Annotated in this window: 18 protein-coding genes; 15 read left to right on the top strand and 3 right to left on the bottom strand. The window is 32.7% G+C overall.

Annotated features, from left to right (window positions below; genetic code table 11):
* The first annotated feature begins 17 nt into the window (after window positions 1-17).
* From murJ to FJR48_RS06645, 7 genes are read left to right on the top strand one after another with little or no spacing between them, the layout of a single operon-like run.
* Window positions 18-1,424, top strand: coding sequence for a murein biosynthesis integral membrane protein MurJ (murJ, locus tag FJR48_RS06615; RefSeq protein ID WP_152307359.1), 1,407 nt, complete (start codon window positions 18-20; stop codon window positions 1,422-1,424).
* The gene (gene cysS, locus FJR48_RS06620; RefSeq protein WP_152307360.1) at window positions 1,411-2,811 is read left to right on the top strand and encodes a cysteine--tRNA ligase; all 1,401 of its coding nucleotides are present in this window, start codon (window positions 1,411-1,413) and stop codon (window positions 2,809-2,811) included. Before murJ ends, cysS begins: the two co-directional genes overlap by 14 nt.
* A 40-nt stretch (window positions 2,812-2,851) precedes the next feature.
* Window positions 2,852-4,123 (top strand): hypothetical protein, encoded by a 1,272-nt coding sequence (locus FJR48_RS06625; protein ID WP_152307361.1) that lies wholly within the window; start codon window positions 2,852-2,854, stop codon window positions 4,121-4,123.
* Between the two features lie 4 nt (window positions 4,124-4,127).
* Complete coding sequence (locus FJR48_RS06630; protein ID WP_152307362.1) at window positions 4,128-5,993, top strand: tetratricopeptide repeat protein; 1,866 nt, start codon at window positions 4,128-4,130, stop codon at window positions 5,991-5,993.
* The gene (locus FJR48_RS06635) at window positions 5,990-6,790 is read left to right on the top strand and encodes a DUF4405 domain-containing protein (protein ID WP_152307363.1); all 801 of its coding nucleotides are present in this window, start codon (window positions 5,990-5,992) and stop codon (window positions 6,788-6,790) included. The genes FJR48_RS06630 and FJR48_RS06635 overlap by 4 nt, the downstream gene beginning before the upstream one ends.
* 5 nt (window positions 6,791-6,795) lie before the next feature.
* Window positions 6,796-9,900, top strand: coding sequence for an efflux RND transporter permease subunit (locus tag FJR48_RS06640; protein ID WP_152307364.1), 3,105 nt, complete (start codon window positions 6,796-6,798; stop codon window positions 9,898-9,900).
* A gap of 13 nt (window positions 9,901-9,913) precedes the next feature.
* The gene (locus FJR48_RS06645; protein ID WP_152307365.1) at window positions 9,914-10,834 is read left to right on the top strand and encodes a class I SAM-dependent methyltransferase; all 921 of its coding nucleotides are present in this window, start codon (window positions 9,914-9,916) and stop codon (window positions 10,832-10,834) included.
* Here the strand turns inward: FJR48_RS06645 and FJR48_RS06650 are convergent.
* Window positions 10,831-11,388, bottom strand: a complete 558-nt coding sequence (locus FJR48_RS06650; RefSeq protein WP_152307366.1) for a DJ-1 family glyoxalase III — start codon at window positions 11,386-11,388, stop codon at window positions 10,831-10,833. The genes FJR48_RS06645 and FJR48_RS06650 overlap by 4 nt on opposite strands.
* 149 nt (window positions 11,389-11,537) lie before the next feature.
* Here FJR48_RS06650 and FJR48_RS06655 point away from each other — a divergent pair, with 149 nt between their 5' ends.
* The 5 genes from FJR48_RS06655 (at window position 11,538) to FJR48_RS06675 (ending at window position 17,843) form a co-directional block, all read left to right on the top strand.
* A complete protein-coding gene (locus tag FJR48_RS06655; protein WP_152307367.1) occupies window positions 11,538-13,340 on the top strand; it encodes a PhoX family protein in 1,803 nt (600 codons plus the stop codon).
* A 48-nt stretch (window positions 13,341-13,388) separates the two neighbouring features.
* Window positions 13,389-15,113 (top strand): hypothetical protein, encoded by a 1,725-nt coding sequence (locus FJR48_RS06660; RefSeq protein WP_241856025.1) that lies wholly within the window; start codon window positions 13,389-13,391, stop codon window positions 15,111-15,113.
* A 64-nt stretch (window positions 15,114-15,177) separates the two neighbouring features.
* Window positions 15,178-16,236, top strand: coding sequence for a quinone-dependent dihydroorotate dehydrogenase (locus FJR48_RS06665; protein WP_152307368.1), 1,059 nt, complete (start codon window positions 15,178-15,180; stop codon window positions 16,234-16,236).
* A 98-nt stretch (window positions 16,237-16,334) separates the two neighbouring features.
* Entirely contained in the window at window positions 16,335-17,612 is a 1,278-nt protein-coding gene (locus tag FJR48_RS06670; RefSeq protein WP_152308404.1) for a M16 family metallopeptidase, read from the top strand.
* 15 nt (window positions 17,613-17,627) lie between these two features.
* On the top strand, window positions 17,628-17,843 hold the full coding sequence (locus FJR48_RS06675) for a hypothetical protein (protein ID WP_152307369.1): 216 nt from the start codon (window positions 17,628-17,630) through the stop codon (window positions 17,841-17,843).
* A 13-nt stretch (window positions 17,844-17,856) separates the two neighbouring features.
* On the opposite strand, the gene adk is transcribed toward FJR48_RS06675, so the two are convergent.
* Window positions 17,857-18,504 carry an adenylate kinase gene (adk, locus tag FJR48_RS06680; protein ID WP_152307370.1) on the bottom strand — a complete coding sequence of 216 codons (648 nt, stop codon included), beginning with the start codon at window positions 18,502-18,504 and terminating at the stop codon, window positions 17,857-17,859.
* Window positions 18,505-18,693: 189 nt separating this feature from the next.
* Between adk and FJR48_RS06685 the strand changes: the two genes are divergently transcribed.
* Together FJR48_RS06685 and FJR48_RS06690 are read left to right on the top strand one after the other, a co-directional pair.
* Complete coding sequence (locus FJR48_RS06685) at window positions 18,694-20,175, top strand: ATP-binding cassette domain-containing protein (RefSeq protein WP_152307371.1); 1,482 nt, start codon at window positions 18,694-18,696, stop codon at window positions 20,173-20,175.
* 507 nt (window positions 20,176-20,682) lie between these two features.
* A complete protein-coding gene (locus FJR48_RS06690; RefSeq protein WP_152307372.1) occupies window positions 20,683-22,050 on the top strand; it encodes a hypothetical protein in 1,368 nt (455 codons plus the stop codon).
* Window positions 22,051-22,131: 81 nt separating this feature from the next.
* Here FJR48_RS06690 and FJR48_RS06695 read toward each other — a convergent pair whose 3' ends face one another.
* Window positions 22,132-22,842 carry a rhodanese-like domain-containing protein gene (locus FJR48_RS06695; RefSeq protein WP_152307373.1) on the bottom strand — a complete coding sequence of 237 codons (711 nt, stop codon included), beginning with the start codon at window positions 22,840-22,842 and terminating at the stop codon, window positions 22,132-22,134.
* A 186-nt stretch (window positions 22,843-23,028) separates the two neighbouring features.
* Between FJR48_RS06695 and FJR48_RS06700 the strand changes: the two genes are divergently transcribed.
* Window positions 23,029-25,284, top strand: a complete 2,256-nt coding sequence (locus FJR48_RS06700; RefSeq protein WP_152307374.1) for a glutamine--tRNA ligase/YqeY domain fusion protein — start codon at window positions 23,029-23,031, stop codon at window positions 25,282-25,284.
* The last annotated feature ends 13 nt before the right edge of the window (window positions 25,285-25,297 follow it).

Below are 25,297 nucleotides of genomic sequence, written 5' to 3' on the forward strand. Positions count from 1 at the left end.
AAGCAATAATAATACCAATGTTTAAAGCCATATTTACCAACAGTTTTGGGATTTTGTTTTCCAGAATCTTAGGATTTTTAAGAGATTTGTTAACTGCATCTGCACTTGGTGCAAATATCTATAGCGATATATTTTTTGTCGCATTTAAACTACCAAATCTATTTCGCCGTATCTTTGCAGAAGGTGCATTTACCCAAGTGTTTATCCCTGCTTTTGTACGCTCGCTACACAAAGGTGTTTTTTTAGTAAATATATTTTTAGTATTTATCTCAATTATTTTAATTTTAACACTTTTGGTAAACCTGTTTCCACATTTGGCTACAAAAGCTATAGCAGTTGGATTTGAAGCCAAAACTATTGAGATTGCATCACCATATGTTGCCATAAACTTTTGGTATCTGCCTCTTATATTTGCAGTTACTTTTTTAAGTACGATGCTTCAGTATAAACATCACTTTGCAACTACCGCTTTCTCTACGGCTTTACTAAATCTATCGCTTATCGGTGCTTTATATTTCTCACAAAACAAAACTAATGCCGAAATAGTGTACTATCTAAGTTACGGTGTAGTTATAGGTGGACTTTTACAACTTTTAGTGCATCTAGTAGTCATAAAAAAACTTGGGCTTTTTCCTTTGATAATAGGCGGTATAAAGTATCTAAAAGTAAAATCTAAAAAAATTACCCATGAGACTAAAAAATTCAAACGTCAGTTTTTTCCTGCTATGTGGGGTAATTCAACTGCTCAAATCTCAGCCTTTTTAGATACCTTTTTAGCCTCGTTTTTAGTAACGGGATCAATCTCTTACCTTTACTATGCCAACCGTATCTTTCAGCTTCCACTTGCTCTTTTTGCAATAGCAACATCAATTGCCCTATTCCCAAAAATTGCAAGATACCTGAAAAACGATGACGAAGATAAAGCCAGAGAGTATATGAAAAAAGCTTTTTGGTTTTTAGGAACTATACTTAGTTTAAGTACGATTGGCGGATTTATATTAACTCACGAGATTACATGGCTATTGTTTGAGCGTGGTGCATTTAGTGCTGATGATACTAAAAACACTACACTTGTACTGCAAATGTATATGATAGGTCTTTTGCCTTTTGGTCTTCAAAAACTGTTTTTATTATGGCTTTATTCAAAAGAATTACAAATGAAAGCGGCAAAAATCGCAACTATATCACTACTAACATACATAGTATTTGCTCTAAGTTTTATAAGTCCTTTTGGAGTTAGCGGATTAGCCCTTGCATCTACACTAAGCGGTTTTGCAAGTTTTTCTTTAACAATAAAAGCCTACGGAGTTAAAAACTTTTTTGATATACTTCGCTCAAAAAACACTATATACCTTATTGTAGGTATAATTATATTTACTATTTTACTTTTAATTTTCAAGGATTTTATCGGTGCATATATTTGATTCAGTACAAAAAACAAAACTAGAGTTTAAACCGCAAGTTGAAGGCAAAGTCAGCCTTTACGTATGTGGACCTACTGTTTATGATGATGCGCACCTTGGTCATGCAAAATCTGCTTTGGTTTTTGATTTGTTATCACGTGTATTAAGAGCTGAAGGCTATGAAGTTACATATGCCAGAAATATCACGGATATAGACGATAAAATAATTAAAAAAGCAATCGATGAAAAAAAAGATATAAAAGAGATAACAGACTTTTACACGGAAGCTTTTCATAAAGAGATGGCTGAAATCGGTGTAAAAAGACCTAACTTGGAGCCAAAGGCTACTGAGAGTTTAGAAGCTATGTACGAACTTATCCAAAAACTCATAGATAAAGGTCATGCCTACGCTACCGATGAGGGTGATGTTTACTTTAACACTTCAAGCGACAGTGAGTATCTTTCACTATCTAAAAGAGTTCAAGACGATGAAGACAGACAAGAGAGAGTTGAGAGTTCAAGTTTGAAAAAAAATCCAGCCGACTTTGCACTATGGAAGAGTGTTAAAGACGGTTCCGTTACATTTGAGAGCCCTTTTGGCAAAGGTCGTCCGGGATGGCATCTAGAATGTTCGGCTATGATAGAAAAACACCTTGCACAAAACGGTACAGATGCAGCGATAGATATTCACGGAGGCGGAGCAGATTTACTTTTTCCGCATCATGAAAACGAAGCGGCACAGACCAGATGTGCGACTAATCATAAACTCGCAAACTATTGGATGCATAACGGTTTTGTAAATATAGACGGTGAAAAGATGAGTAAATCTCTTGGAAATAGCTTTTTTCTCAAAGATGCACTAAAAGTATATGACGGAGAGGTTTTAAGGTTTTATCTTTTAAGTACACATTATAGAAGCAACTTTAACTTTAATACCCAAGATCTTGAATCTTCCAAAAAAAGGCTTGACAAAATATACAGACTGAAAAAACGTCTTTTTGGTTTAGTTTCTTCAGATATACAAACAGAGTTTCAAACAAAACTATTAGATGCATTAGGTGATGATTTAAATATTTCATCAGCACTCGCTTTGATAGATGAGATGATATCAGAAGCTAACGAAACACTAGATACTGCAGGCAAACATAAAAATCTAAAAAAAGAGACTATGGCAAATCTGGCTTTCATTGAAGAAGTCCTTGGTTTTGGCGTTAAAAACCCGTATGAGTATTTTCAGTTTGGTATAGATGCAGATACAAAAGAGAAGATAGATGCATTGATTGAAAAAAGAGACGAAGCAAAAAAAGCAAAAGACTTTGAAACTTCAGATAAATTAAGGGATGAAATCTTAACTTACGGAGTAAATATTATGGATACTCCAAACGGTACTTTTTGGGAAAAAATATAATATTTGATATAATACTAGTCAAATAATTTTAGGGATTAAAATGCTAAAAAAAGCAAAAACACTTGAAGATATATATAATTCTTTCCAAGGAAATAAACCTTTAAGTGAAGATGAACATGATTTTTTTATAAATATATATGACAAAAAACTTAAAAGATTTATTGGAAATATCAAAAGAAATGAAGTATATCAAAACATATTTTTCATTGCAGGACAAAGTGGTAATGGAAAAAGTAGCATATTAAATAACCTAAAACGTGAAAGTGATATTTTTGGTAGATATGATATAAGACATTTTGAGGCTAAACAATTCCGTAGCCATGACAACATAGATATAGTGGATATTCTTTTAATTATTGGCTTTGACTTACTTGACAATAGCAGATTAGACGGTGCAAAAACGAAAAAGTTGAAAGATGAGTTTGAAGAAAAGCTTACACAGTTACAACAAGTTAATGATAATGAACTACAACTTACCTCTACTGAAAGCAATAAAGAAAATGCTAAATTAGGAGCAGATACTAAAGTATCTACAGGTTTTAACTTCTTTAACTTTTTTACAGCAAAGCAAGACTTTACAGCTACTTATACAATTGACAGTGATATTAGAGAAGAAGCTAAAAAGATATATCAGTTTAAAACAAAAGATCTTTTAGATATTATAAATTCTCTTATCAAAACATACAAAAGATTATCTAACACTGATAAAGAGATACTTTTTATACTTGACGGTTTAGAAAAACTAAACAATAACGACAGTATAGATGATATTTTCACAAAAGATATATCGATACTTCAAAATATAGAGTGTTATAAAATAGTTACTATGCCAATATATTTAAAAAACAGAGTAGATTCAAGCATATCTCCTATTGATTTTACAATGGAGATAGATAAAAATACAAATAAAATAAAAAATATAAATATTTTAAAAGATGTAATAGATTCAAGGCTTGAGAATAAAGAGCTTATAACTCCCAAAGCAATAGAATTCATAATAGAAAAAAGCGGTGGAAATATAAGACAACTTTTAAACATTATATCTAAAGCTTCCACAGAAGCACTAGATATTTTAGAGAGTGAAATTATAGATATACCTGAAGTTGAGAGTGCATTAGAACAAATCGGTGGAAATTTATCAACTAGAGTTCAATTCAAATCTGAGTTTTTAGAAAAAGTAAAAGAAAACCATAAAATAGATGAAGAGGACAAAAGCTCTTTAGCAGAGTGTCTTAGAGATGGGCTTGTATATGCTTACTTTAACGGTCAAGCACATTATGGATTAAACCCTATAGTAAAAGATCTGTTATAAATTTATGGATGAGCTTTTAGCACAAGACAAACTACAACTAAAAAGAGTAGATTCAGCTATTAAAAGATTATCTGAATCAGGAATAATCTTAATAGGTGTAGACACACAAAAGCTCTCAGATAGTTTTCGTGAGTACTTATTATCTGAACATAACCTACTTCAAATTACACCTACTAATGAATTACTAAAAACAATAGCTTTTGATAAGAGCATAGATAAAACCAAAACATTACTTGTAAATATTTTCAATTATCAAGAACAAGAAGATATAGTAGAACATCTTCAATTTCAACGAGATTATATCTATGAAAATAATATTAAATTAGTTTTAATATTATCAAATGAAATGTTTAGCTTGCTTCAATCAAAAGGTGACCTGTTTTCCACTACAAAATATGCACATACATTTTTTGACCACTCAGTAGATAATAGTTTTGAAGAAAAAAATGATAAACTTAATAAAGCTATTAAAAACTATGAAAATTATTTAAAAGAAGAGATTAAATATAATAATGTTATCTTAGATTTATTGTTCAAAATTATAGATGAAGCCTATTCAATTAGTTATAACCAATTAGCTTTGGAGTTTTGTAACATTGCTTTGAAATATACACTTAATACTAATCAAAAGATTATACTATATTCTTATCTAGGCAATTTTTATAACAATATTTCAGAGTACTCCAAATCAATTAATTATTCAAATAAACTTTTAAAAATTTCAAAAAAATATAAACATAAAAAAGCTCAAGCTGTAGCATTAAATAATCTTGGTAATGCTTATGACAATTTATCAAAATATAATATTGCACTTGATTATCATAAAGATTCAGAAAAAATATGTAAGGAGATAGGAGACAAACATGGCGTGGCAACATCTCTTGGCAATATTGGAAGTATCTATGCTGAACTTTATGATTTTAATCAGGCTTTAAAATATCAAGTTGAATCCCTAAAAATTAAGGAAAAACTTGGTGATAAGCAAGGTATCGCAAACTCATTAGGTAATATTGGGAATATATACACAAATTCTGCTAATTATGAAAAAGCTCTAGAATATCTTAATAGTTCACTAAAAATACAAAAACAAATTGGTGATAAATTTGGTATTGCAATATCTTTAGGAAATATTGGAAGTGTGTACTTAGAATTATCTGATTTTGAAAAAGCTTTAACATACCAATATGATTCTTTAAAAATTAAAGAAGAAATTGGTGATAAACATGGCGTGGCAACATCTCTTGGCAATATTGGAAGTATATATCTAGAACTATCTGATTTTGAAAAAGCTTTAAAATATCAATATGATTCTTTAAAAATCAAAGAAGAAATTGGCGATAAAAGAGGTATTATAAGTTCGTTAAATAATATAGGAAGTATCTATATAAAACTATCTGACTTTAATAAAGCTAAACAATATTTAAATAATTCTCTAAACTTAAGTAAAGAAATAAAAAGTAAATCTAATATTGCAACTACATATAATCATTTTGGAAAGATTTCTTTAGAATTAGAAGACTATGATAAAGCTTTGAAATATCAAAATGATTCATTAAAAATTAAACGAGAGATAGATGATAAAGAAGGTATAGCTAACTCATTTGAAGGAATTGGACAAATATATTCAAAACAAGGAAGTTATACTAAATCTTTTGATTACTTTAATAAAGCTCTTAAAATATCTAAAAAAATAAAATCTATATCTTTAGAAGCAAATATATTAAAAGATATGGCTCATATATATATAAAACAAAATAAATATAAAGAAGCAAAACTACATCTAATACAAAGCAGAAATATATATGAAGCTATGAGTATGCAAAAAGAAGTTGAAGATATAAATAAAGAATTAAAGGAACTAAATATATGAAAAAAATAACATCACTTAGCCTTGCTTTTTCGTTTTTGATAATGAGCTATACCGGTGTTATACTATACATTGTACCTCAAGGAAAAATAGCTTACTGGTCTGACTGGCATCTGCTGGGACTTAGTAAAACTCAGTATGGCGACATACACTCCACATCTATGTTTACAATGCTGTTTTTTGCATTTTTACATATCTATTACAACTGGAAACCACTTATAAGCTACATAAAAGATAAAAGTAAAAATATATCGTTTACTAAAAAAGAGCTGTTGATAGCTTTTGGAATAAACATATTTTTTGTACTCGGTACGCTTTATATGTTTGAGCCGATAAAATCACTTATAGACTTTCAAAACGGCATAAAAGACTATTGGGCAAAAGAGTATGGTGAACCACCCTACGGTCATGCCGAAGAGAGCAGACTCAGTTTTATAGCCAAAAGACAAAATATAGATTTAGAACAAGCCAAAAAAAATTTAAGCTCAAAAGGTATCTCATTTCAGGAAGATGATACTCTATTAGACATTGCAAGAAGTAACTCTATAGCACCCAGCGAAGTTTACAAAATAATGCAACCAAAATCAAACAATATGCAAAAACCAGAAGGCATACCTACGAGTTTGGGAAGAAGGACACTCCAAGAACTACATGATATGGGAAAAATAGATTTAACAAATAGTATAAAAATTTTAAAATCCAGAAGTCTGGATGCAAATCCAAACGACAGAATAAAACAGATTGCAGATGAACTTGGACTCAGACCTATAGATGTATATCAATTAATTAAACTAAGGTAAGCAAAATGGGAAAGTTAATAGAATTTTTTATCCATAACAAAGCTCTTAACTATACCTTACTTATTTTTTTGGCTTATTTGGGTTTTAATGCTTATGTAAATATCCCTAAAGAGATGTTTCCAAATGTCGAACTTGAAAAAATAAGCGTACGCGGAGCATACAGCGGTTCAAGTGCCACCATTATAGATAAGATGGCAGTTCGTGACATTGAAGATGCACTAAGTAACATAAACGGAATAGATAAAGCAGAAACGACTATTATTCCCGGTTCGTTTATAATTATTTTGACACTAAACGAACATTCAAATAAAATAAATGTACTAAGTAAAGTAAAAGATTCTATTGTAGCTTCTAAACAGTATCTTCCTTCGGATATGTTGGAACCTACTGCAAAGCTATTAGATAAAAGTAAATCGCTTATAAAACTATCGGTCTCATCCTCTACCCTTTCTCGCGGTGATTTAACAAAAATATCACAGGATATTAGAAGTAAAATAGCAAGAATAAAACATATAAGCGACGTCTCAATAAGAGGAGATTCAAACGAAGAAGTCTCTATAAAAATCAACTCTAAAGCAGTATCTGCTTACGAATTAAAACCTCAAAGTGTCTTGGAAGCTATCTCAAATCTTTCTTACATTTTTCCAATAGGTGACATTGAACAAAAAGACAATTTTGTATTTATATCTACGGTAAACGGAAAAACTTCTACCAAAGAGTGGGAAAGCAGTATTTTAAATATCGAAGGACGCTATATTGAGCTAGGCGATATAGCAAAAGTACAAAGGCACTATCCACTTACAAATACAATCTCAACTTTTAACAATAAAGAAACTCTTACACTTGTTATATCAAAAGATGATACGGGTAACTCAATAGAGTTGTCAAAATATATTCAAAACTATGTTAAAAAAATATCCAAAAACTATCCGGGTACAGAGTTTAACTTTTATCAAGACAGCTCAAGACCGATAAAAGACCGTCTAAATACGGTTATATCAAACTTGATGTTTGGTCTTGTACTTGTTTTTTTATCTATATCTATACTTATAAATCTAAGACTTGCTTTTATTGTAGCTTTAGGTATTCCGTTTTCATTTATAATCGGCTTATTGTTTATATATTATATGGGTTATTCCATAAATATAGTCTCGCTTCTTGGTGCACTTATCGTTATAGGTATTGTAGTTGACGATGCCATAGTCGTAGGTGAAAATATACAACGTCATATTGATGAAGGTATGGATGCTAAAGAAGCGGCAATTACAGGGGTAAAAGAGATGATGTTGCCTGTTACTTTGGCGACGGTAACTACCGCAGCAGCTTTCTTACCTATATTTTTATTAACAGGTGAAATTGCTTTATTTTTAGTTTTAGTTCCAATTGTCGTAGTTATGATACTTTTTGGCTCACTTATAGAGAGCTTTTTCTTCTTGCCGCTTCATGCGGAAGAGATGCTTAAAAAAAGTAAATCTTTTATCAACTGGGAACCTCTGCAAGAATCTTATAACAGAGTGCTTTCTTTTCATATAAAATACAAAAAAACTTTTGTCGTACTGTTTTTAGTTTTAATACCTATTTTCACGGTTTTTACCGCCAAATCAATGAAGTTTCAATTTTTTCCAAATTTTGACGGAAACAACCTATATGTATCTGGAAAACTAAATATCAACACCTCACTGGAGGAAACTCTTAAAATAGTAAAAGAGATTGAGTATGAGCTGATGCAACACTCTGAAGAATTTTCACTTAAATCAACATCTGCAGTAAGTGGATATAGGCGAAGTCTAGCAGGCGAAACCGAACTTAACGACAACGTCTTTTTTATAACAATGGAGTTATACGACAGAGCCGATACAAACTTTATAAACAAGTATCTTAATCCTATTTTGAACTTTAGTATTTTCACAGAAGACGTGGGTTTTAACGACCCTGAAAAAATAAGGCTGAAACAGACTTTTGAACTCTCACCAAGAGCTAGAGAGATTATAGAGAAATACAGAGCAAAATATAATATGATTGAACTTGGCGTAATGGAAGACAAACCCGGACTTATTAGAAGCGATATCCAAATAAACCTCTCGGGAAGTAACGATGCACAGTTAGAGAGTTCGGTAAAAAAACTAAGCTTGGCTCTTTCAAAAATCGAAGGTGTTAAAAACTACAGCGATAATATCCGTTACGGAAAAATGGAGTACAAGATAAAAATCAATCCTTACGGTGAAAATCTTGGTCTTAGTGAGGCAGCTATTGCTAGAATATTAAGTGCGTATTTTTTAGAAAAAAAGCAAAGTACTACATTTAATAATGACGGTGTTATGGAGATAAAAACAGAAGATTTATACAAAGACGATTTAGATACTCTTTTAAACTTTGAGTTAACACTTGAGGATGGACGCTTTGTAAAACTGACAGATATAGCAGATATCGTTATGGTTAGAGACTATGAAAAAATCGATAAACTAAACGGAAATATAGTTAAAACACTCTATGCAAACGTAGATAAAAGAAAAATAACGCCTAATGAGATACTAAACCAAGTTGAGCCTATTTTGGAAGATATTTCAAAACAAGGTATTGACGTTAATCTTTTGGGTGAAAAAGAGAAAAATAAAAACCTGCAAGAGGATATGAAAAGAACCGTATTGGTTGCTATATTTTTAATCCTTATAACTTTGCTTCTTATTTTTTCAAAACTAAAATACGCACTAATGGTTATGAGTGTTATTCCACTCTCTATATTAGGAGCACTTTTAGGACATAAACTTATGGGGATGCCGCTAACCATGCCTTCTATCATTGGAATACTCGGTCTTGCGGGTGTAGTTGTAAACGACGGTATAATTATGCTTGATTTTCTACACGGTACGCATAACTCAGAATCATTTTTTAAACGTGCGAAACTTAGACTTCGCCCTATTCTTATTACATCCGTGACAACTTTTTTAGGTCTTTTTACCCTTATATTTTATGCAACGGGTCAAGCAGTTATTTTACAACCGATTGCTTTATCTATAGGTTTTGGTCTTTTATGGGGTACTTTTTTAAACCTTATATACCTTCCGACTCTTTATGCAGTTGTAAACGGTATAAAACCGGTAAAAATATAAGCGTAGGATATTTATGAATATAGACGAACTCAAAACCATACTTGAACAAAACACAAAAAATACGACTAACGAATTTAAAAGAGTTTTTCACGGACGAGGTGGGATTTATGATGAATGGAAGCATTTAACTATTGATTCGGTAGATGCTATTTTAAGTGTAGCACTCTATTTTGAAGAAGACAATGAAAAAGAACTGCTACAGATGCTAGAAGAGTTTACATATGCTTCAGGATATGAAGTTTTAGTAGTTCAAAGACGCTATATAAAAGGTCATCCTAGTGAGGTTTTAATCGGTGAACTTCCTGAATATGTATATGCCATAGAAAACGGTATGAAATTTAAACTAAACCTATTATCAAACCGTAACAGCGGTTACTTTCCCGATATGAAAAACGGTCGTGCTTTTGTAAGAGAAAACGCTAAAGACAAATCCGTACTAAATCTGTTTTCATATACCTGTGCATTTAGTATTGCCGCAAAAATGGGCGGTGCAAAGAGTGTAAGCAATATAGATATGAGTAAAGGTGCACTAAGTACAGGACGAGCTAATCATCACCTCAACGACATAGATACTAAAGGTGTGAGTTTTTTACCGTATAACATACTTAAATCGTTTTCACGTATAAAGAAAAAAGGTCCGTATGATTTAATAATAATTGATCCGCCTACTTTTCAAAAAGGGAGTTTTGAAGCTACAAAAGATTATAGAAAACTAATAACCAAACTTCCACAAATTACAAGTGAAGAGTGTACTTTGCTTGCTTGTTTAAACTCACCGGATTTGGACGAGAGTTTTATTAAAGATTTGATAAACGAGCTTGCACCAAGCTTTAAATTTTCACATAGACTAAAAAATGTGGAAGAGTTTAAAAGCTTAGATGAGAATAGAAGTTTAAAAAATCTGGTATTTATTAGAAAAGGTCCTTCTTTTTAGCAAAAATCAGCCAATAAACCCGATTTAATCTTTTCATATTTTTCTTTACCTCTTAGTTTTTTAACTATCTCCAAAGCAAAACATATAGCCGTTGCAGGTCCGCGAGAAGTCATAATATTTTTCTCTTGCACTACTTTTGCTTTATCACCTTGGTAACCGTCTAAATCTATTTTTTCTTCCACAGACGGATAACACGTAAAATTCGGTTTTAAAACTCCTGCTTTATTTAGTGCATACGGAGCTGCACATATAGCACCTATATTTTTACCGTTTGCATCCATCTGTTTTAAAATACTTTGAATATTTTCATCCTCTGCTAAAGCATATGTACCACCCCATCCGCCGGGTAACACAATCATATCCAAATCATCGACGGAAACATCATTTATCTCCATGTCACATTGAAGAGTTATGCCGTTTGCACCTGTAACGTTTTTATTTCCATCCAAAGAAGCTACAAATACATTAATTTCAGCACGTCTTAGAACATCTATAATACTAACAGCTTCAATCTCTTCAAAACCTTTTGCCAAGGGAACTAAAACATTTGTCATATCAAATCCTTCTATTTTTAATTACTACAATAATTATATTGTCATTATGTTGTCATCATGTCGCCATAAGTAATATAAATGAATCTAAATTGAGACTATCTTGTAACATCTCTGACTTAGTATAGCACAACCAAACTTTAGGAGATACAATGAACAAATGGTTAAGTTTAATTGCATGTACAATATTAGTAGTTAGTATAACTGGATGCGACGGTGATGACGGTATATCCGGTGTAGCAGGTGTTGATGGAGAGGATGCCGGATTAAGTGTTAGCTTCAAATCTATTGCAACTCCATCTACAGATGAAGAGAAAAATGCTTTAAATGTATCTGATACAGTTACTGTAAACGGTCAAAATCAATCTATTAGTGCAACTAAGTTACTTAGCACGGGTGACAATGATAACGGAGAGATTTATGGACTCTCAAAAGATATGAACGATGCAGCACTTCAAATGGATGACGGTAATCCATATATATGTAACGGTACTTCAAATCCTAACGGTTCAGGTAGTGGACTTGATTTTGTATCCATCTTACAAAAAAATGATAAACTTTATATGGTAAGTCAATTTGAATGTCAAATAGGTTCTATGTATATTAATGAACTTACTCAAAATACAAATACGGGTGAACTTAGCGTCAAAGCAAATACTCTTAAATTTATTTCTCAAAAATCTGAGTTTGGAGGATATGTTCACTGTGCAGGTATGAAAACACCTTGGGAATCTCACTTGGGAAGTGAAGAGTATGAACCAAATGCAAGAGATTTAAATGTTACATCCGGAGAAATTGATCAATACTATGGGTTTATCGATAAATATTGGGGTGGAGATTTAACTAAAGCTAATCCTTATTACTATGGTTGGACACCTGAAGTAACAATAGATGCAAACGGAAATTCTGTATATACAAAACACTATTCTATGGGTCGTATGTCACACGAGTTAAGTTACGTTATGCCGGACAATAAAACTGTTTATATGAGCGATGATGGCGATAATGTAGGTTTATTTATGTATGTAGCAGATGAAGCGATGGATTTAAGTTCAGGTACTTTATATGCCGCAAAATGGCACCAAAAATCTTCACTTAACGGTGGTAGTGCATATATTTCATGGATAGAACTAGCCCATGCAACGGATGCAGAGATTAGAGCTTATTTAGATCCTGATGATGATGTTACGACAAATGACTCTCTTAATTTTACCGATATTTTTGATGTTGAAGAGCCTAATGCTTCAAATGAATGTCCAACAGTCGGTTTTTTACCTGCAAATACTTCTTTTGGTTTAGAGTGTTTAAGAGTTAAAGCAGGTATGGATAAAGCAGCGGCATATTTAGAAACTAGAAGATATGCGGGTATGATGGGTGCTACAACTGAGTTCAGAAAGGAAGAAGGTATCACTTTTGATGCGGCGAATAACAAACTTTATGTCGGTATGAGCCAAATTGCAAAAGGTATGGAGGACAACAAAAAATACGGCGTAGATAACGATTCTTATGATAAAGGTTCTAACAATGACATTAAACTTCCATTTAATGACTGTGGCGCAGTTTATGAACTAGAAGTTAATAACTCTTATCAGGCTATTAGTATGCAAGCTGTAATTACAGGTACTCCAATTGATGAAGATGCAAATGGAAATAAGTGTGACTTAAATGGAATTTCAAATCCTGACAATGTTACATTTTTACCTGACTCAAATATCTTAATGATAGGTGAAGATACAGGGAACCATGAAAACAATATAGTATGGGCTTATGATCTTAAGAAAAAAGAACTTCAAAGAGTTATAGCGACTCCACTTGGTGCTGAGACTACCTCTCCGTTTTGGTACAAAGATATTAATGGTTTTGGATATATGATGGTTGTAACTCAACATCCTGATACTACATCTGACGATGCCGGACAATCTAGTGCAAGTGTATTAGGACCAATAAAATTTTAATAACAAGATAAAGAGGATAACCCCTCTTTATCTACTTTAGGATATACAATGAGATATAATGTACTTTTTTCAATAATTTTTTTAATAGTTTTTTTTAATGGATGTCAAAATTCATCTGAAAGTTCAACACAAATAAACGAAGCTATTACAAAGATAGATTTTAAATCTACTACGCCTATAAACAATAAAGCTGCTTATGTTACGAGCCAATGTTATACAAAAACCGAAGATAACATTACGGACATAAAGCATAATCCATGTTTTAGCTGCCATATAAATTCTGAAGCTCCAAATTATATCGATGATGCAGACTTACAAACTGGTTTTGATTTTAGCGAATATACAAAAAGCAACCGTTTTATAAACCTTTTTAAAGACCGTACTACTTTAGTTAACAATATTAGTGATGCCGAGATTTTAGAGTATATTAAAAAAAATAACTATAAAGATTCAAATAATAATCTTTTACTAAAAAACAAACTATCTTCATTGCCTGAAGAGTGGGATGTAAACAGCAACGGTATATGGGACGGATATATGCCCGATTGTTATTTTAACTTTGACAATGAAGGCTTTGATAAAACTCCAAACGGTAAATATACTTTATGGCGTGCATTTGCATACTACCCTTTTTTAGGTACGTTTTGGCCAACAAACGGAAGTACGGACGATGTACTTATAAGATTAGATGCATTGTTTTCAAAAGACACAAATGGCACTTTCAATTTAGAGATATATAAATTAAACCTAGCTATAGTTGAGTCACTCATTAAGCAAAAAGATGTAAAGATAGATAGTGTTGATGAAAATAAATACGGTGTTGATTTAAACCAAAACAATACACTTGATATTGCAGATACCGTAAAGTTTAAATGGGATACACCGGACTATAATATTTCAACTCAAAAACTAAGCAACTTTTCTATGAGTTATGTTGGTCTTGCAAAAGAGAAACTTGAATCAAACGAATATCTTATAGCTCCGGGGTTATATCCGAAATTTACGGAATTTTTACACTCAGTAAGATACATAGACATTGATGAAAATGATACGATTAAAATAGCTTCAAGGATGAAAGAGCTGCGTTATGCAAAAAAAACAAACTGGAATACTTATTCTCAAATGCAAAACTATTCAATGACGGAGATAAAAGAAAAGGATGATTTTCCTGATAGATTAAGAACTATACTAGGTAACTCTGAAAAAGGACTTCAAACAGGTTTAGGATGGACTTATCAAGGTTTTATAGAAGATGCAAAAGGTCAGCTTAGACCTCAAAACTATGAAGAGACTCTGTATTGCATCGGATGTCATAGCGGAGTTGGGGCTATAACAGATTCTACTTTTGTATTTCAAAGAAAATTTGAATACGATACTTTTCAAAATGGATGGTATCACTGGGCACAAGATGCAAACGGTTTTAAAAACATACAAGAGCCTAAAACAAAAGACGATAGATACGAGTATTCTCTTTATTTAGAAGTAAATCATGCAGGTGATGAGTTTAGAGATAATGATGAAATTATCAAAAAGTTTTTTACTGCTGATGGAGAACTAAAAGAAAATGAAATTACAATTTTGCATAATGATATTTCGCATCTGATTATACCTTCTAAAAAAAGAGCACTTGATTTAAATAAAGCATATAAAGTTATAGTTGATGAACAAAGTTATATTTACGGCAGAGATGCACACGTTAAACCTGTTGAAAATGTACATAAAAATGTCATACCGTTTACATCTACGGGAAATCAGAAAGTAGTCTTTGAGTAATGTAAAATAATAATATTATCTTTATCTTTGTATAATTGCATAAATATAATTATACTGGATAAAGATGATACCTTATAACGCTATTAAACCTTACCTCTTCAAGTTTCAACCTGAGAATGCTCACCACATAGCTGAGTTTGTCCTAAGACTTCCAAATCTGTGTCAGCTTCCGTTTAACTTCTTTTTAGAATCTCACTTTATAAGTGATGATGTTTTAACTCAAGAGCTTTTTGGTAGAAAATTTTATAATCCTGTAGGTCTTGGTGCAGGATTTGATAAAAATGCGACTATGATTCGCGGTATGCAGATTTTAGGTTTTGGTTTTACGGAAATCGGTACAGTTACTCCGCTTCCGCAACCCGGAAATCCAAAACCGAGAATGTGGCGTCATCCGGAACAAGAATCTATTCAAAATGCTATGGGATTTAACAATGAGGGGCTTTTAAAGGTTCAAAAAAGACTAAAACAACTCTACCCTTTTAGCACACCCATAGGGGTAAATATCGGGAAAAACAAAGTTACACCCGAAAATGAAGCTATAAACGACTATACAAAACTTATTCAAACTCTTCATGAATTAGGCGATTATCTTGTTATCAACATATCCTCGCCAAATACTCCAGGACTACGTGATTTGCAAAACGAAGAATTTATAGCTAAACTTTTTGAAGAAGCGAAAAAAATCACAGACAAACCTATACTTTTAAAAATAGCACCTGATATGAGTGTTGAAGATGCTGTATCACTTACTAAAATGGCAGTTGAAAAAGGAGCTGACGGAATCATAGCTACAAATACTACTATTGATTATTCACTAGTGCCAAATCCTGCCGATAAAGGCGGATTAAGCGGTGCCGTACTAAAAGAAAAAAGTTTTGAGATATTTGAAGCTATAGCAAAAGAGCTTTACGGTAAAACAACTCTAATCTCAGTCGGAGGAATAGATTCTGCCAAAGAAGCATACAGACGCATACGTGCAGGTGCTAGCCTTGTTCAAATCCTTAGCGGGCTTATATTTCACGGTCCTGATATGATTATGAATATCAACAAAGAACTCATAGAGTTAATCAAAGCAGATGGTTTCTCAAACATAACTGAAGCCATAGGTGCGGATAGAAAATAATGAAACTACTAATAACGCTTATTTTTACAATCATCTTGCTAAATGCAGAATCTACATATATAAAACTTGGCGCTAAAAAACAAACAAACGGAACAAATATGGCAAAAAAAAGAACACTACACGAAACACCATCACACCTACCTGATTATGAGAGTATGACATTGGAAAACGGCTTAGAAATAGTTGTAATCCCACTAGAAAACAACTCAAACGTAATTAGTACGGACATTTTTTATAAAGTCGGCAGCAGAAATGAAGTTATGGGCAAAACGGGAATCGCACATATGCTTGAACATATGAACTTTAAATCAACAAAGAACTTGGATGCAGGAGAGTTTGACAAAGAGGTAAAAAGCATAGGCGGTGTAAACAATGCATCTACGAGTTTTGACTATACTCATTACTACATAAAATCAAGCTCGGACAACCTTAAAAAATCAATAGATTTATATGCTGAGCTTATGCAAAATCTAAATCTAAAAGATGAAGAGTTTCAACCTGAACGTGATGTTGTAGCAGAAGAGCGTCGCTGGCGTACCGAAAATAATCCTCTAGGATATCTTTATTTTGCAATGTTTAACAATGCATATGTGTATCATCCATACCATTGGACACCTATCGGATTTATGAACGATATCCAAACTTGGACTATTGATGATATCAAAAACTTTCATCAGACATACTATCAACCAAACAATGCTATTTTAATGGTTACGGGTGACATAGATGCAGACAAGGTTTTTAAAGCTGCACAAGAAGCATTTGGAGATATAAAAAACCATACAACAGTACCTGAAGTAAAAGCGGTCGAGCCTGAACAAGACGGGGCTAAACGTATAATGGTTAAAAAAGAGAGTGAAGTTGAGATGGTAGCCATCACTTTTCACGTGCCTGACTTTAAACACAAAGATCAGCCTACACTAAGCACAATTAGCGAGATTTTATACTCCGGAAAAAGTTCACGCCTTTACAAAGAACTGGTTGAGAAAAAACGTATGGTAAATCAGGTTTACGCATACAATATGGAAAATATAGATCCGGGTCTGTTTATATTTTTAGCTTCATGTAACCCAGGTGTAAAAGCTGAGGATGCAGAAGCTGAACTTATAAAGCAGATAGAGCTTATGAAAACTACCGAAGTAACTGCTGCCGAGCTTGAAAAAGTAAAGATAAATACAAAAGCAGACTTCATATACTCACTAGAATCATCTACAAGTGTAGCTAACCTTTACGGTGGCTATCTCGTTCGCGGAGATTTAAGTCCACTCTTAACTTATGAGGATGATATTAAAAGTATCACTCCAAAACAAGTTAAAGAAGTAGCAAACAAGTATTTTGATTTTGATAAATCAACAACTTTAATACTAAAAAAATAAAACTAAGGGAAAAAAATGGACGCTCAAAAGCAAGATGAAATAATGTCATACATTATGAACAAACTAGAAGAGGAAAAACTAGATATCGGTGAGGGAATCTCACTTTGGCATACGATGGGACTTTTTATATTTTCACAACTTGACCCTGAGAATAAAGACGTATCTAAAATCTATGCAAATATTAGAAACTATTTGGATGAGATGGAAAACCTAAAAGGTACAAATAAATAAGAAAACTAGGAGATTATCCTAGTTTAGAAATAATAGCAGCTTCAACATCGCTGATATCGGCTGTACCATCTACAGTAATATAAGTTATAGCAGAGTTTTTAGCAGCTTGGTCTTTATAGTAACCGATAAGCGGTTGCGTTAACTCATGATAAACTTTTAGTCTGTCTAATACTACTTCCTCTTTATCATCATCACGTTGAACTAAATCTTCACCTGTTTCATCATCTTTACCTTCAACTTTTGGCGGATTGTAAACGATATGGTAAGTTCTACCTGATGCTAAGTGTGCACGGCGACCGCTCATACGCTTAACTATCTCACTATCCGGAACATCTATCTCTATAACCGCATCTATTTGGATGCCTGCATCTGTCACGGCATCTGCTTGAGCTAATGTACGTGGAAAACCATCTAAAAGATAACCGTTTTTACAATCATCTTCCGCTATTCTATCTTTTACAAGACCGATGATAATCTCATCAGTTACTAGCTGACCTGCATCCATAGCAGCTTTTGCAAGTTTTCCCATTTCAGTACCGGCTTTAATAGCAGCTCTTAACATATCGCCCGTAGAGATTTGAGGGATGTTATATTTTTTCGTTAGAAATTGCGCCTGAGTACCTTTTCCGGCACCTGGAGCTCCAAGTAAGATAATTCTCATTTTTTGTCCTAAATATTTTGATAGTGGAATTATAATACATAGAGGCTAAAATATAGATAATTTGCTATAATAATATAAATAAACTTTTCAAAAGGAATATTGCCATGTGGATATTAAACTAACGGTACTTAAGGAAATTTTTTAACTTCAATCCTTGAGACCTCTTCTAACCGATTCAAGGATACACATATGCAATCTTTACAACTAAACAACATATATTTTAAATACCCTACTTCGTCTGAGTATATATTCCAAGGTTTGAGTCTAGAACTATATCGAGGTTGGAATGCTCTTGTAGGTGCAAACGGTGCAGGGAAAACAACACTTTTAAAACTCATAACTAAAGAGCTTACCCCTGAGAGCGGAACTATAACGAACAATTTTGTAACCTCTTACGCCCAGCAGTCCACAGAAAACCTGCCTGAAAATGCAGAAGAGTTTTTTCACTCATATGAGAGCAATACTTTTAGACTAAAAGATATGTTAGACATTCAAGATGAGTGGTTATATAGGTGGGACTCTCTAAGCCATGGTGAGAGAAAACGAGTTCAAATAGCTGTAGCACTATTTTCTGAGCCAGATGTCTTAATAGTAGATGAACCTACAAACCATCTAGACATTCAGACAAAAGAGAAACTTTTTAAGGCACTGGAGTCTTATGATGGCATAGGCATCTTGGTAAGTCACGACAGAGAACTGCTGGACTTGTTATGTACTAAAACCTTTGTTCTAAAACATGGAAAACTAACAAAGATAAAGTCAAACTTCTCTACAGCCATAAAAGAGCTTGAATCTATAAAAAACTTTCAAAAAGAGCAAAAGACTAAGCACTCAAAAGAGCTTAAAAAGATAGACAAGCAGATTCAAAATGCAAAAGAAAGTGTCTCAAGATCAAAAAGCAGACTATCACTAAAGAACGTTGATAAAAAAGACAGTGATGCAAAAGCAAAAGTATATCTTGCAAAGATAACTTCTAAAAATAAGTACGAAGGTCAAGCGGTAAAAACTGCCATTTCAAAAAAAGAGTACCTTTTAAAAGATGAAATAAGCATAGAAAAAGAGTATGAAAAAGGGATATTTTTTGAAAATGAAATAGATAAAAGAGCCTTCCCTTTTGTTATAGAAAAAACTACCGAGACTATAAACGGTTTTACTTTTAATATACCAAGACTAGTAATAGAAAAAGGTGATAAGATTTGGATTCAAGGTGACAACGGTAGCGGTAAAACAACATTTATAGAGTATTTTCTATCAACACTAAAAGAGGATGACTACCTCTTCATCCCACAAGAGATAAGCGAAGATGAGTCAGAGAAGATTTTTAAAGAGATAAAAGAGCTAAGCTCTGAAAAACAAGGAGGGATCTTCACTACCATCACAAGGCTCTCATCTGACCCTAAAGCACTTCTACAAAGTAAAACTCCAAGTCCTGGAGAGATACGCAAACTTTTAATAGCAAAAGACTTAGAGAACAACCCTCCCCTGATAATACTAGACGAGCCTACAAACCACATGGATATAGACTCTATTATGAGCATTGAAAAGGCATTAGCAGAGTTTCAAGGGGCGGTTTTGTTTATAAGTCATGACTTGGCTTTTTGTAAAAACTTGGCTAATAAGACTTGGCGTGCTAAGAGAGATGAGAAAGATATTCTAATATCCTTAAGTTAAAAGTCCAAAGGGCTTATAACTTTAGACTTGTTCATCTCTGCAACCACATGGGTGTATATCATAGTAGTTTTTTCTTCATCATAAACTCCTAAAAATTAAATGACAAAATGTTCATATAACGGCAAAAATATTTTTAAACGTACATTGATATTTTAAAAATTTTAGTACTTTTTTAAGTATATTTCACAAAATATTGCATTTTGCAATAAAAATATAATTAAAATTAACATTTTTAGTGTTCGTTTATTTATCTAATATCAAGCTAATCTATATATAATGTTCGTTGAATAAATAGTTCATCCTCGCCGTTGGCGAGGATGAACGGTCAAGCCGAGCGAGTTCTTGTTATCCCTCCGCCTTACGGCTCCGATAACAAGTCGCTGGAGCGAACACTCTTCCCACTCTCTTATATCAGTACTGCATACTACGTATGCTATACTGCTACTCAGAGTGTCGCTCGGCTTGACCGTTAGACAGTAAATTACATAGGTAAAATAAAAGACTAGAATGGAAGATATGAACAAACTAAAAAATGAGCTCAATGAGATAATTCAAAAGAAATCAAATTTTTCAAAATTAACTTATGAAATAAATATAGCAGTCGAAAAACCAGCGAATGCAGATCAGTTTCCAAATCGAGATTTTAGTTTTAAAAAAATTGATATTGTATGCAAAGAAGCACAATTTGATTCTTTTACAAAATTCAATAATGAAATAAAAGAAGTTTGCAAAGACATAGAACAACTTAATAGCACACATTTTGTAAGCTTTAACTTTGAAAAATGCGATATAAAGTTTTGGAACGAAAACATCAATTTAGGTTCACATATAAATTTTATTGAGTGTGAGATAAATGTTAATGTTCAGGATGTAAATTTAGATGAAATTTATCTATTGTTTAGAAATTTTCATAATTGCAAATTTAAAAATTTAAGTTTGTTAAGTAATATTAAAACTGTACATATTGATTTACATCAATCTTCCATCGATTTAATGCAGTTGGTAAAAATAGAAATATTGGATAACGGAATTAATAAAATTGAAATTAAAAATTCTCACATCAAAAGAATAACGATTAAAGAGGCTATCTTTAAAAGAGATTTTACAATTTATGAAACTACAATCGATTCGATCAGAATCGAAAATGTAGATTTTGAATCTTTATCAGAGTTTAATGAGGTTACTTTTCAATCAGAATTTGATTTTAAAGAAATCACTTATAATGGTTTGACATTATTTGACAGATGTATCTTTAACGCAAAAGCAGAATTTGAATATATTATTTTTGAAAAGTTTACCTCATTTAGAGGTACAACATTTAATAAAGGATTGAATTTAGATTTTACAAGTGCTGAGAAAGAGATTAATTTCTTTGGTATAAAAGGACTTAAAAATAATGAATCTATAGAAAACACTTCTCAAGAAACATATCGTATTATCAAATATAACTTTGAAAAAATTGGTAATAAAATAGAAGCAAATAAATATCATGCTTTAGAATTAGACCAAAAAAGAAGAGAGTTAGAAAAAAACAAATGGAACAATAAAAAAGATTATTTAGTATTTAAACTTCATAGTTGGAGTTCTGAACATTCTACAAATTGGTCATTAGCTTTACTATGGATTTTTGCTGTTGGTTTTTTAACAGTTTTTTCCCTTCATCTAGGTATAGCAAAAGATTTGTTTTTTCATCCAAATCATTTTAAAATAGAATACATTGGCAAAATATTTAGTCAATTTTTTAAGTTTATATATATTGGGAATATGGATGATATTTTAAAAAATAATTCTTTCATATTTTTATTAAATAAAGTGCTTTTGGGGTATTTGTATTATCAATTTTTAATTTCAGTAAGAAAAGATACTAGAAAATGAGACATCACAACAAGTCTAACAAATCAGGGGAGCTAATAAATTACCCTGCGGGCAATTTATTAGCTCATTTCAAACGTTAGACTAATCCAACTTACCCCTAATCGTAGTAAAATCTAAAATATACCACTCTTGCATTCCACCTCTGTACCACATCAACTTTTCTTTTGGATAACCCATATTTAAAAGTTCCTCTATGGCTATGGAAGACTGTTTACACCAACTCCCGTTACAAAATATAACTGCAGTTTTTGCTTTTGAAAAGTCAAATTTTGCATCTTTTACATCACCTATTACCTTAATGTTAAAAGTTTTTAGAAGTTTATTAAAATCCTCTGGTAAGTCTTTGTCGTATTTTACTTCAGTGTATGGAATGTTTACAGCTGATGGTATCGTTGCATCCTCATACCACTCAACTTTTCTTGCATCTACTAGCACATACTTTTTAGGCTCATAACTAGCTTTTTCTAAAAATTCCAAAAGTTCAAGTTCTCCAATAGTTTTTATACCCTTTATCTCTAAAGGTTGGACACTACCAAGAGTTGTAACAAATGTTTTTTTACATCTTTTTGGAACATTTTTATTTGCATAATCCCCTCCAAAAACAGTATCTTGTACTATTTTAAGATTTAAACATTCTGGAGCTATCTCTCTTTTTATCTCTATATCTTTACTTTTACTATTGTAAGTATGTGTAACTTCCAAACCATCAAACTGCATATAACTAACATCTTGTGCAAAAATTGTATATGGGTAATATACAAGTACTCCAATTAAAAAAAGTAACTTATTCATAACAACCCCTTATGAAAAAATATTTATGATTTACATGAATCAATTTTAAATCTTTTTCTATAATAAGTTAATGAACTTTTTAAATTTATTTTTTAATTAAATATACTTTTATACAATCATGTTGTAAGCTCACATTTGCTAAAATGCCATTCTTATAAAAAGTATCATCTAAAAGGTTTAAAAATAATGAGCGAGCATAAAGATTTTTTACGTACCATAGTTGAAAAAGATTTAGATTCAGGCAAATATAAAAATATTATTACAAGATTTCCTCCTGAGCCAAACGGTTTCCCTCACATCGGGCATGCTAAATCTATCGCTATTAACTTCGGTATCGCACGTGACTACAACGGGCATTGTAACCTTAGAATGGATGACACAAACCCTACTACCGAAGATACAAAGTACGTAGAAGCTCTTAAAGATGCAGTACAGTGGCTAGGTTTTGAGTGGAAGGGAGATGTTCGTTACACGTCTGATTATTTTGACAAACTTTACGAGTGGGCACAAGAACTTGTAAAAATGGGCAAAGCTTATGTAGATTCTTTAGATGAAGAGACTATGCGCGAGTACCGCGGTACTATAACAGAGCCTGGTAAAAGAAGTAAATATGCTGAGAGAAGCGTAGAAGAAAACCTTGACCTTTTAGAGAGAATGAAAAACGGTGAGTTCAAAGACGGTGAGCACGTTCTTCGTGCAAAGATAGATATGTCTGCGCCAAACATGAAGATGCGAGATCCATTGATGTACCGCATCCGTCATGCTCATCACTACCGCGCAGGTGATAAGTGGGCGATCTATCCTATGTATGACTTTGGTCACTGTCTATCTGACTACATCGAGGGTGTAACTCACTCTATCTGTACGCTGGAGTTTGAAAACAATCGCGATATTTACGACTGGGTCATAAACACTCTAGGACTTGAACCTCCACGTCCGTACCAACATGAGTTTGCAAGACTTGGCATCAACTATACTGTTATGAGTAAAAGAAAGCTTTTAGAGTTAGTTAATGAAAAATATGTAAACGGTTGGGATGACCCTCGCCTTCCTACAATCGCAGGTTTAAGAAGACGCGGTTACACACCTGAGTCTATACTAAACTTTTGTGAGAGCATAGGTATAGCTAAAGCGAACTCCACGGTTGACGTTGCACAACTTGAATTTGCCATCAGAGATGACTTAAACACAAAAGTACCTCGTGTTATGTGTGTGTTAGAGCCTTTAAAAGTAACTATAGAGAATTATGAAGGCACTGAGGAGTTTGATGCTCCGTATTATCCTGAAGACATTCCAAAAGAAGGCACAAGAGCCGTACCGTTCTCAAAAGAGATATACATAGAGCGTGATGACTTTAGTGAAAATCCTCCAAAAGGGTATAACCGTCTTACACCAGACCAAGCTGTACGTCTTAGGTCAGCTTACATCATAACTTGTAAAGAGATTATAAAAGATGCAAACGGAGAGATTACTGAGATAATTGCAGAATATAATCCAGATTCAAAAAGCGGCAGCGACACTACTGGAATAAAAGTAAAAAGTGCTATCCAATGGGTAGATGCAGCATCTTCTAAAAAAATAGAAGTAAGGGTATATGACAGACTTTACTCTTGTGAAAATCCAGATGGATTAGAAGACCTAAACCCTGACTCATTAAAAGTTATAAGAGATGCTTTGATAGAACCTGCCGTTATAACAGACAAACCTGATGAGCGTTTCCAGTTTGAGAGACAGGGTTACTTTTACGCAGACCCGATTGACTATACAGATAAGAACCCTGTATTTAATAAAATAGTTGGTCTTAAAGATTCATGGGGTAAAAAAGACAAACCAAAAGAGACAAGAACTGAGCGTAAGCCGCAAGAGAAAAAAGTTCAGATCGACGGTGAAGTAGAACCAATGACTGAGTCTGAGCAAGCACTGTTTGAGAAGTACACTGGTAAATTTAAACTAAACTCTATGGTTGCGGATATTTTAGCTCGTGATGAAAAGCTGTCATCTTTTTACGCTGATGCATTAGCTGTTAACAACTCACCTGTATCTATAGCTAACCTTGTAGCAAATGAAGTTGCAAGAGAGCTAAAAGAAAAAGAGATAAGTGATTTAAAATTCAATGCATCTCAAATAGCTGAACTTGTAAAAATGGTAGATGATGAGACTATTTCAAGCAAAATAGCCAAAGAAGTTTTTGAAGAGATGAGTAAAAGCGGAGATAATCCTGCAAAAATAGTTGAGGATAAAGGACTTGTTCAAATAAGCGATCCTGCCGTTATCGAGCCGATTATCGATGATATAATAGCTAAAAACCAAGATAATGTAGAGAAATTTAAAGCAGGAAATACTAAACTGCTAGGCTTCTTTGTAGGTCAAACTCTTAAAGCTACTGGCGGTAAGGCAAATCCACAGGTTGTAAACCAACTTGTTGCACAGAAACTGAAATAATTTGGTAAAATTA

Origin of the sequence: Sulfurimonas lithotrophica (genome assembly GCF_009258225.1) — a bacterium.
Classification (GTDB): Bacteria; Campylobacterota; Campylobacteria; order Campylobacterales; family Sulfurimonadaceae; genus Sulfurimonas; species Sulfurimonas lithotrophica.

What these genes read in the sequence shown, in the direction of transcription:
- FJR48_RS06675 (WP_152307369.1), top strand. Translation starts at nt 17,628, where the DNA reads ATGGACGCTCAAAAGCAAGATGAAATAATGTCATACATTATGAACAAA.
- FJR48_RS06695 (WP_152307373.1), bottom strand. Translation starts at nt 22,842, where the DNA reads ATGAATAAGTTACTTTTTTTAATTGGAGTACTTGTATATTACCCATAT.
- FJR48_RS06625 (WP_152307361.1), top strand. Translation starts at nt 2,852, where the DNA reads ATGCTAAAAAAAGCAAAAACACTTGAAGATATATATAATTCTTTCCAA.
- FJR48_RS06650 (WP_152307366.1), bottom strand. Translation starts at nt 11,388, where the DNA reads ATGACAAATGTTTTAGTTCCCTTGGCAAAAGGTTTTGAAGAGATTGAA.
- FJR48_RS06700 (WP_152307374.1), top strand. Translation starts at nt 23,029, where the DNA reads ATGAGCGAGCATAAAGATTTTTTACGTACCATAGTTGAAAAAGATTTA.
- murJ (WP_152307359.1), top strand. Translation starts at nt 18, where the DNA reads ATGTTTAAAGCCATATTTACCAACAGTTTTGGGATTTTGTTTTCCAGA.
- adk (WP_152307370.1), bottom strand. Translation starts at nt 18,504, where the DNA reads ATGAGAATTATCTTACTTGGAGCTCCAGGTGCCGGAAAAGGTACTCAG.
- FJR48_RS06670 (WP_152308404.1), top strand. Translation starts at nt 16,335, where the DNA reads ATGGCAAAAAAAAGAACACTACACGAAACACCATCACACCTACCTGAT.
- FJR48_RS06660 (WP_241856025.1), top strand. Translation starts at nt 13,389, where the DNA reads ATGAGATATAATGTACTTTTTTCAATAATTTTTTTAATAGTTTTTTTT.
- FJR48_RS06645 (WP_152307365.1), top strand. Translation starts at nt 9,914, where the DNA reads ATGAATATAGACGAACTCAAAACCATACTTGAACAAAACACAAAAAAT.
- FJR48_RS06640 (WP_152307364.1), top strand. Translation starts at nt 6,796, where the DNA reads ATGGGAAAGTTAATAGAATTTTTTATCCATAACAAAGCTCTTAACTAT.
- FJR48_RS06685 (WP_152307371.1), top strand. Translation starts at nt 18,694, where the DNA reads ATGCAATCTTTACAACTAAACAACATATATTTTAAATACCCTACTTCG.
- FJR48_RS06630 (WP_152307362.1), top strand. Translation starts at nt 4,128, where the DNA reads ATGGATGAGCTTTTAGCACAAGACAAACTACAACTAAAAAGAGTAGAT.
- FJR48_RS06690 (WP_152307372.1), top strand. Translation starts at nt 20,683, where the DNA reads ATGGAAGATATGAACAAACTAAAAAATGAGCTCAATGAGATAATTCAA.
- FJR48_RS06655 (WP_152307367.1), top strand. Translation starts at nt 11,538, where the DNA reads ATGAACAAATGGTTAAGTTTAATTGCATGTACAATATTAGTAGTTAGT.
- FJR48_RS06665 (WP_152307368.1), top strand. Translation starts at nt 15,178, where the DNA reads ATGATACCTTATAACGCTATTAAACCTTACCTCTTCAAGTTTCAACCT.
- FJR48_RS06635 (WP_152307363.1), top strand. Translation starts at nt 5,990, where the DNA reads ATGAAAAAAATAACATCACTTAGCCTTGCTTTTTCGTTTTTGATAATG.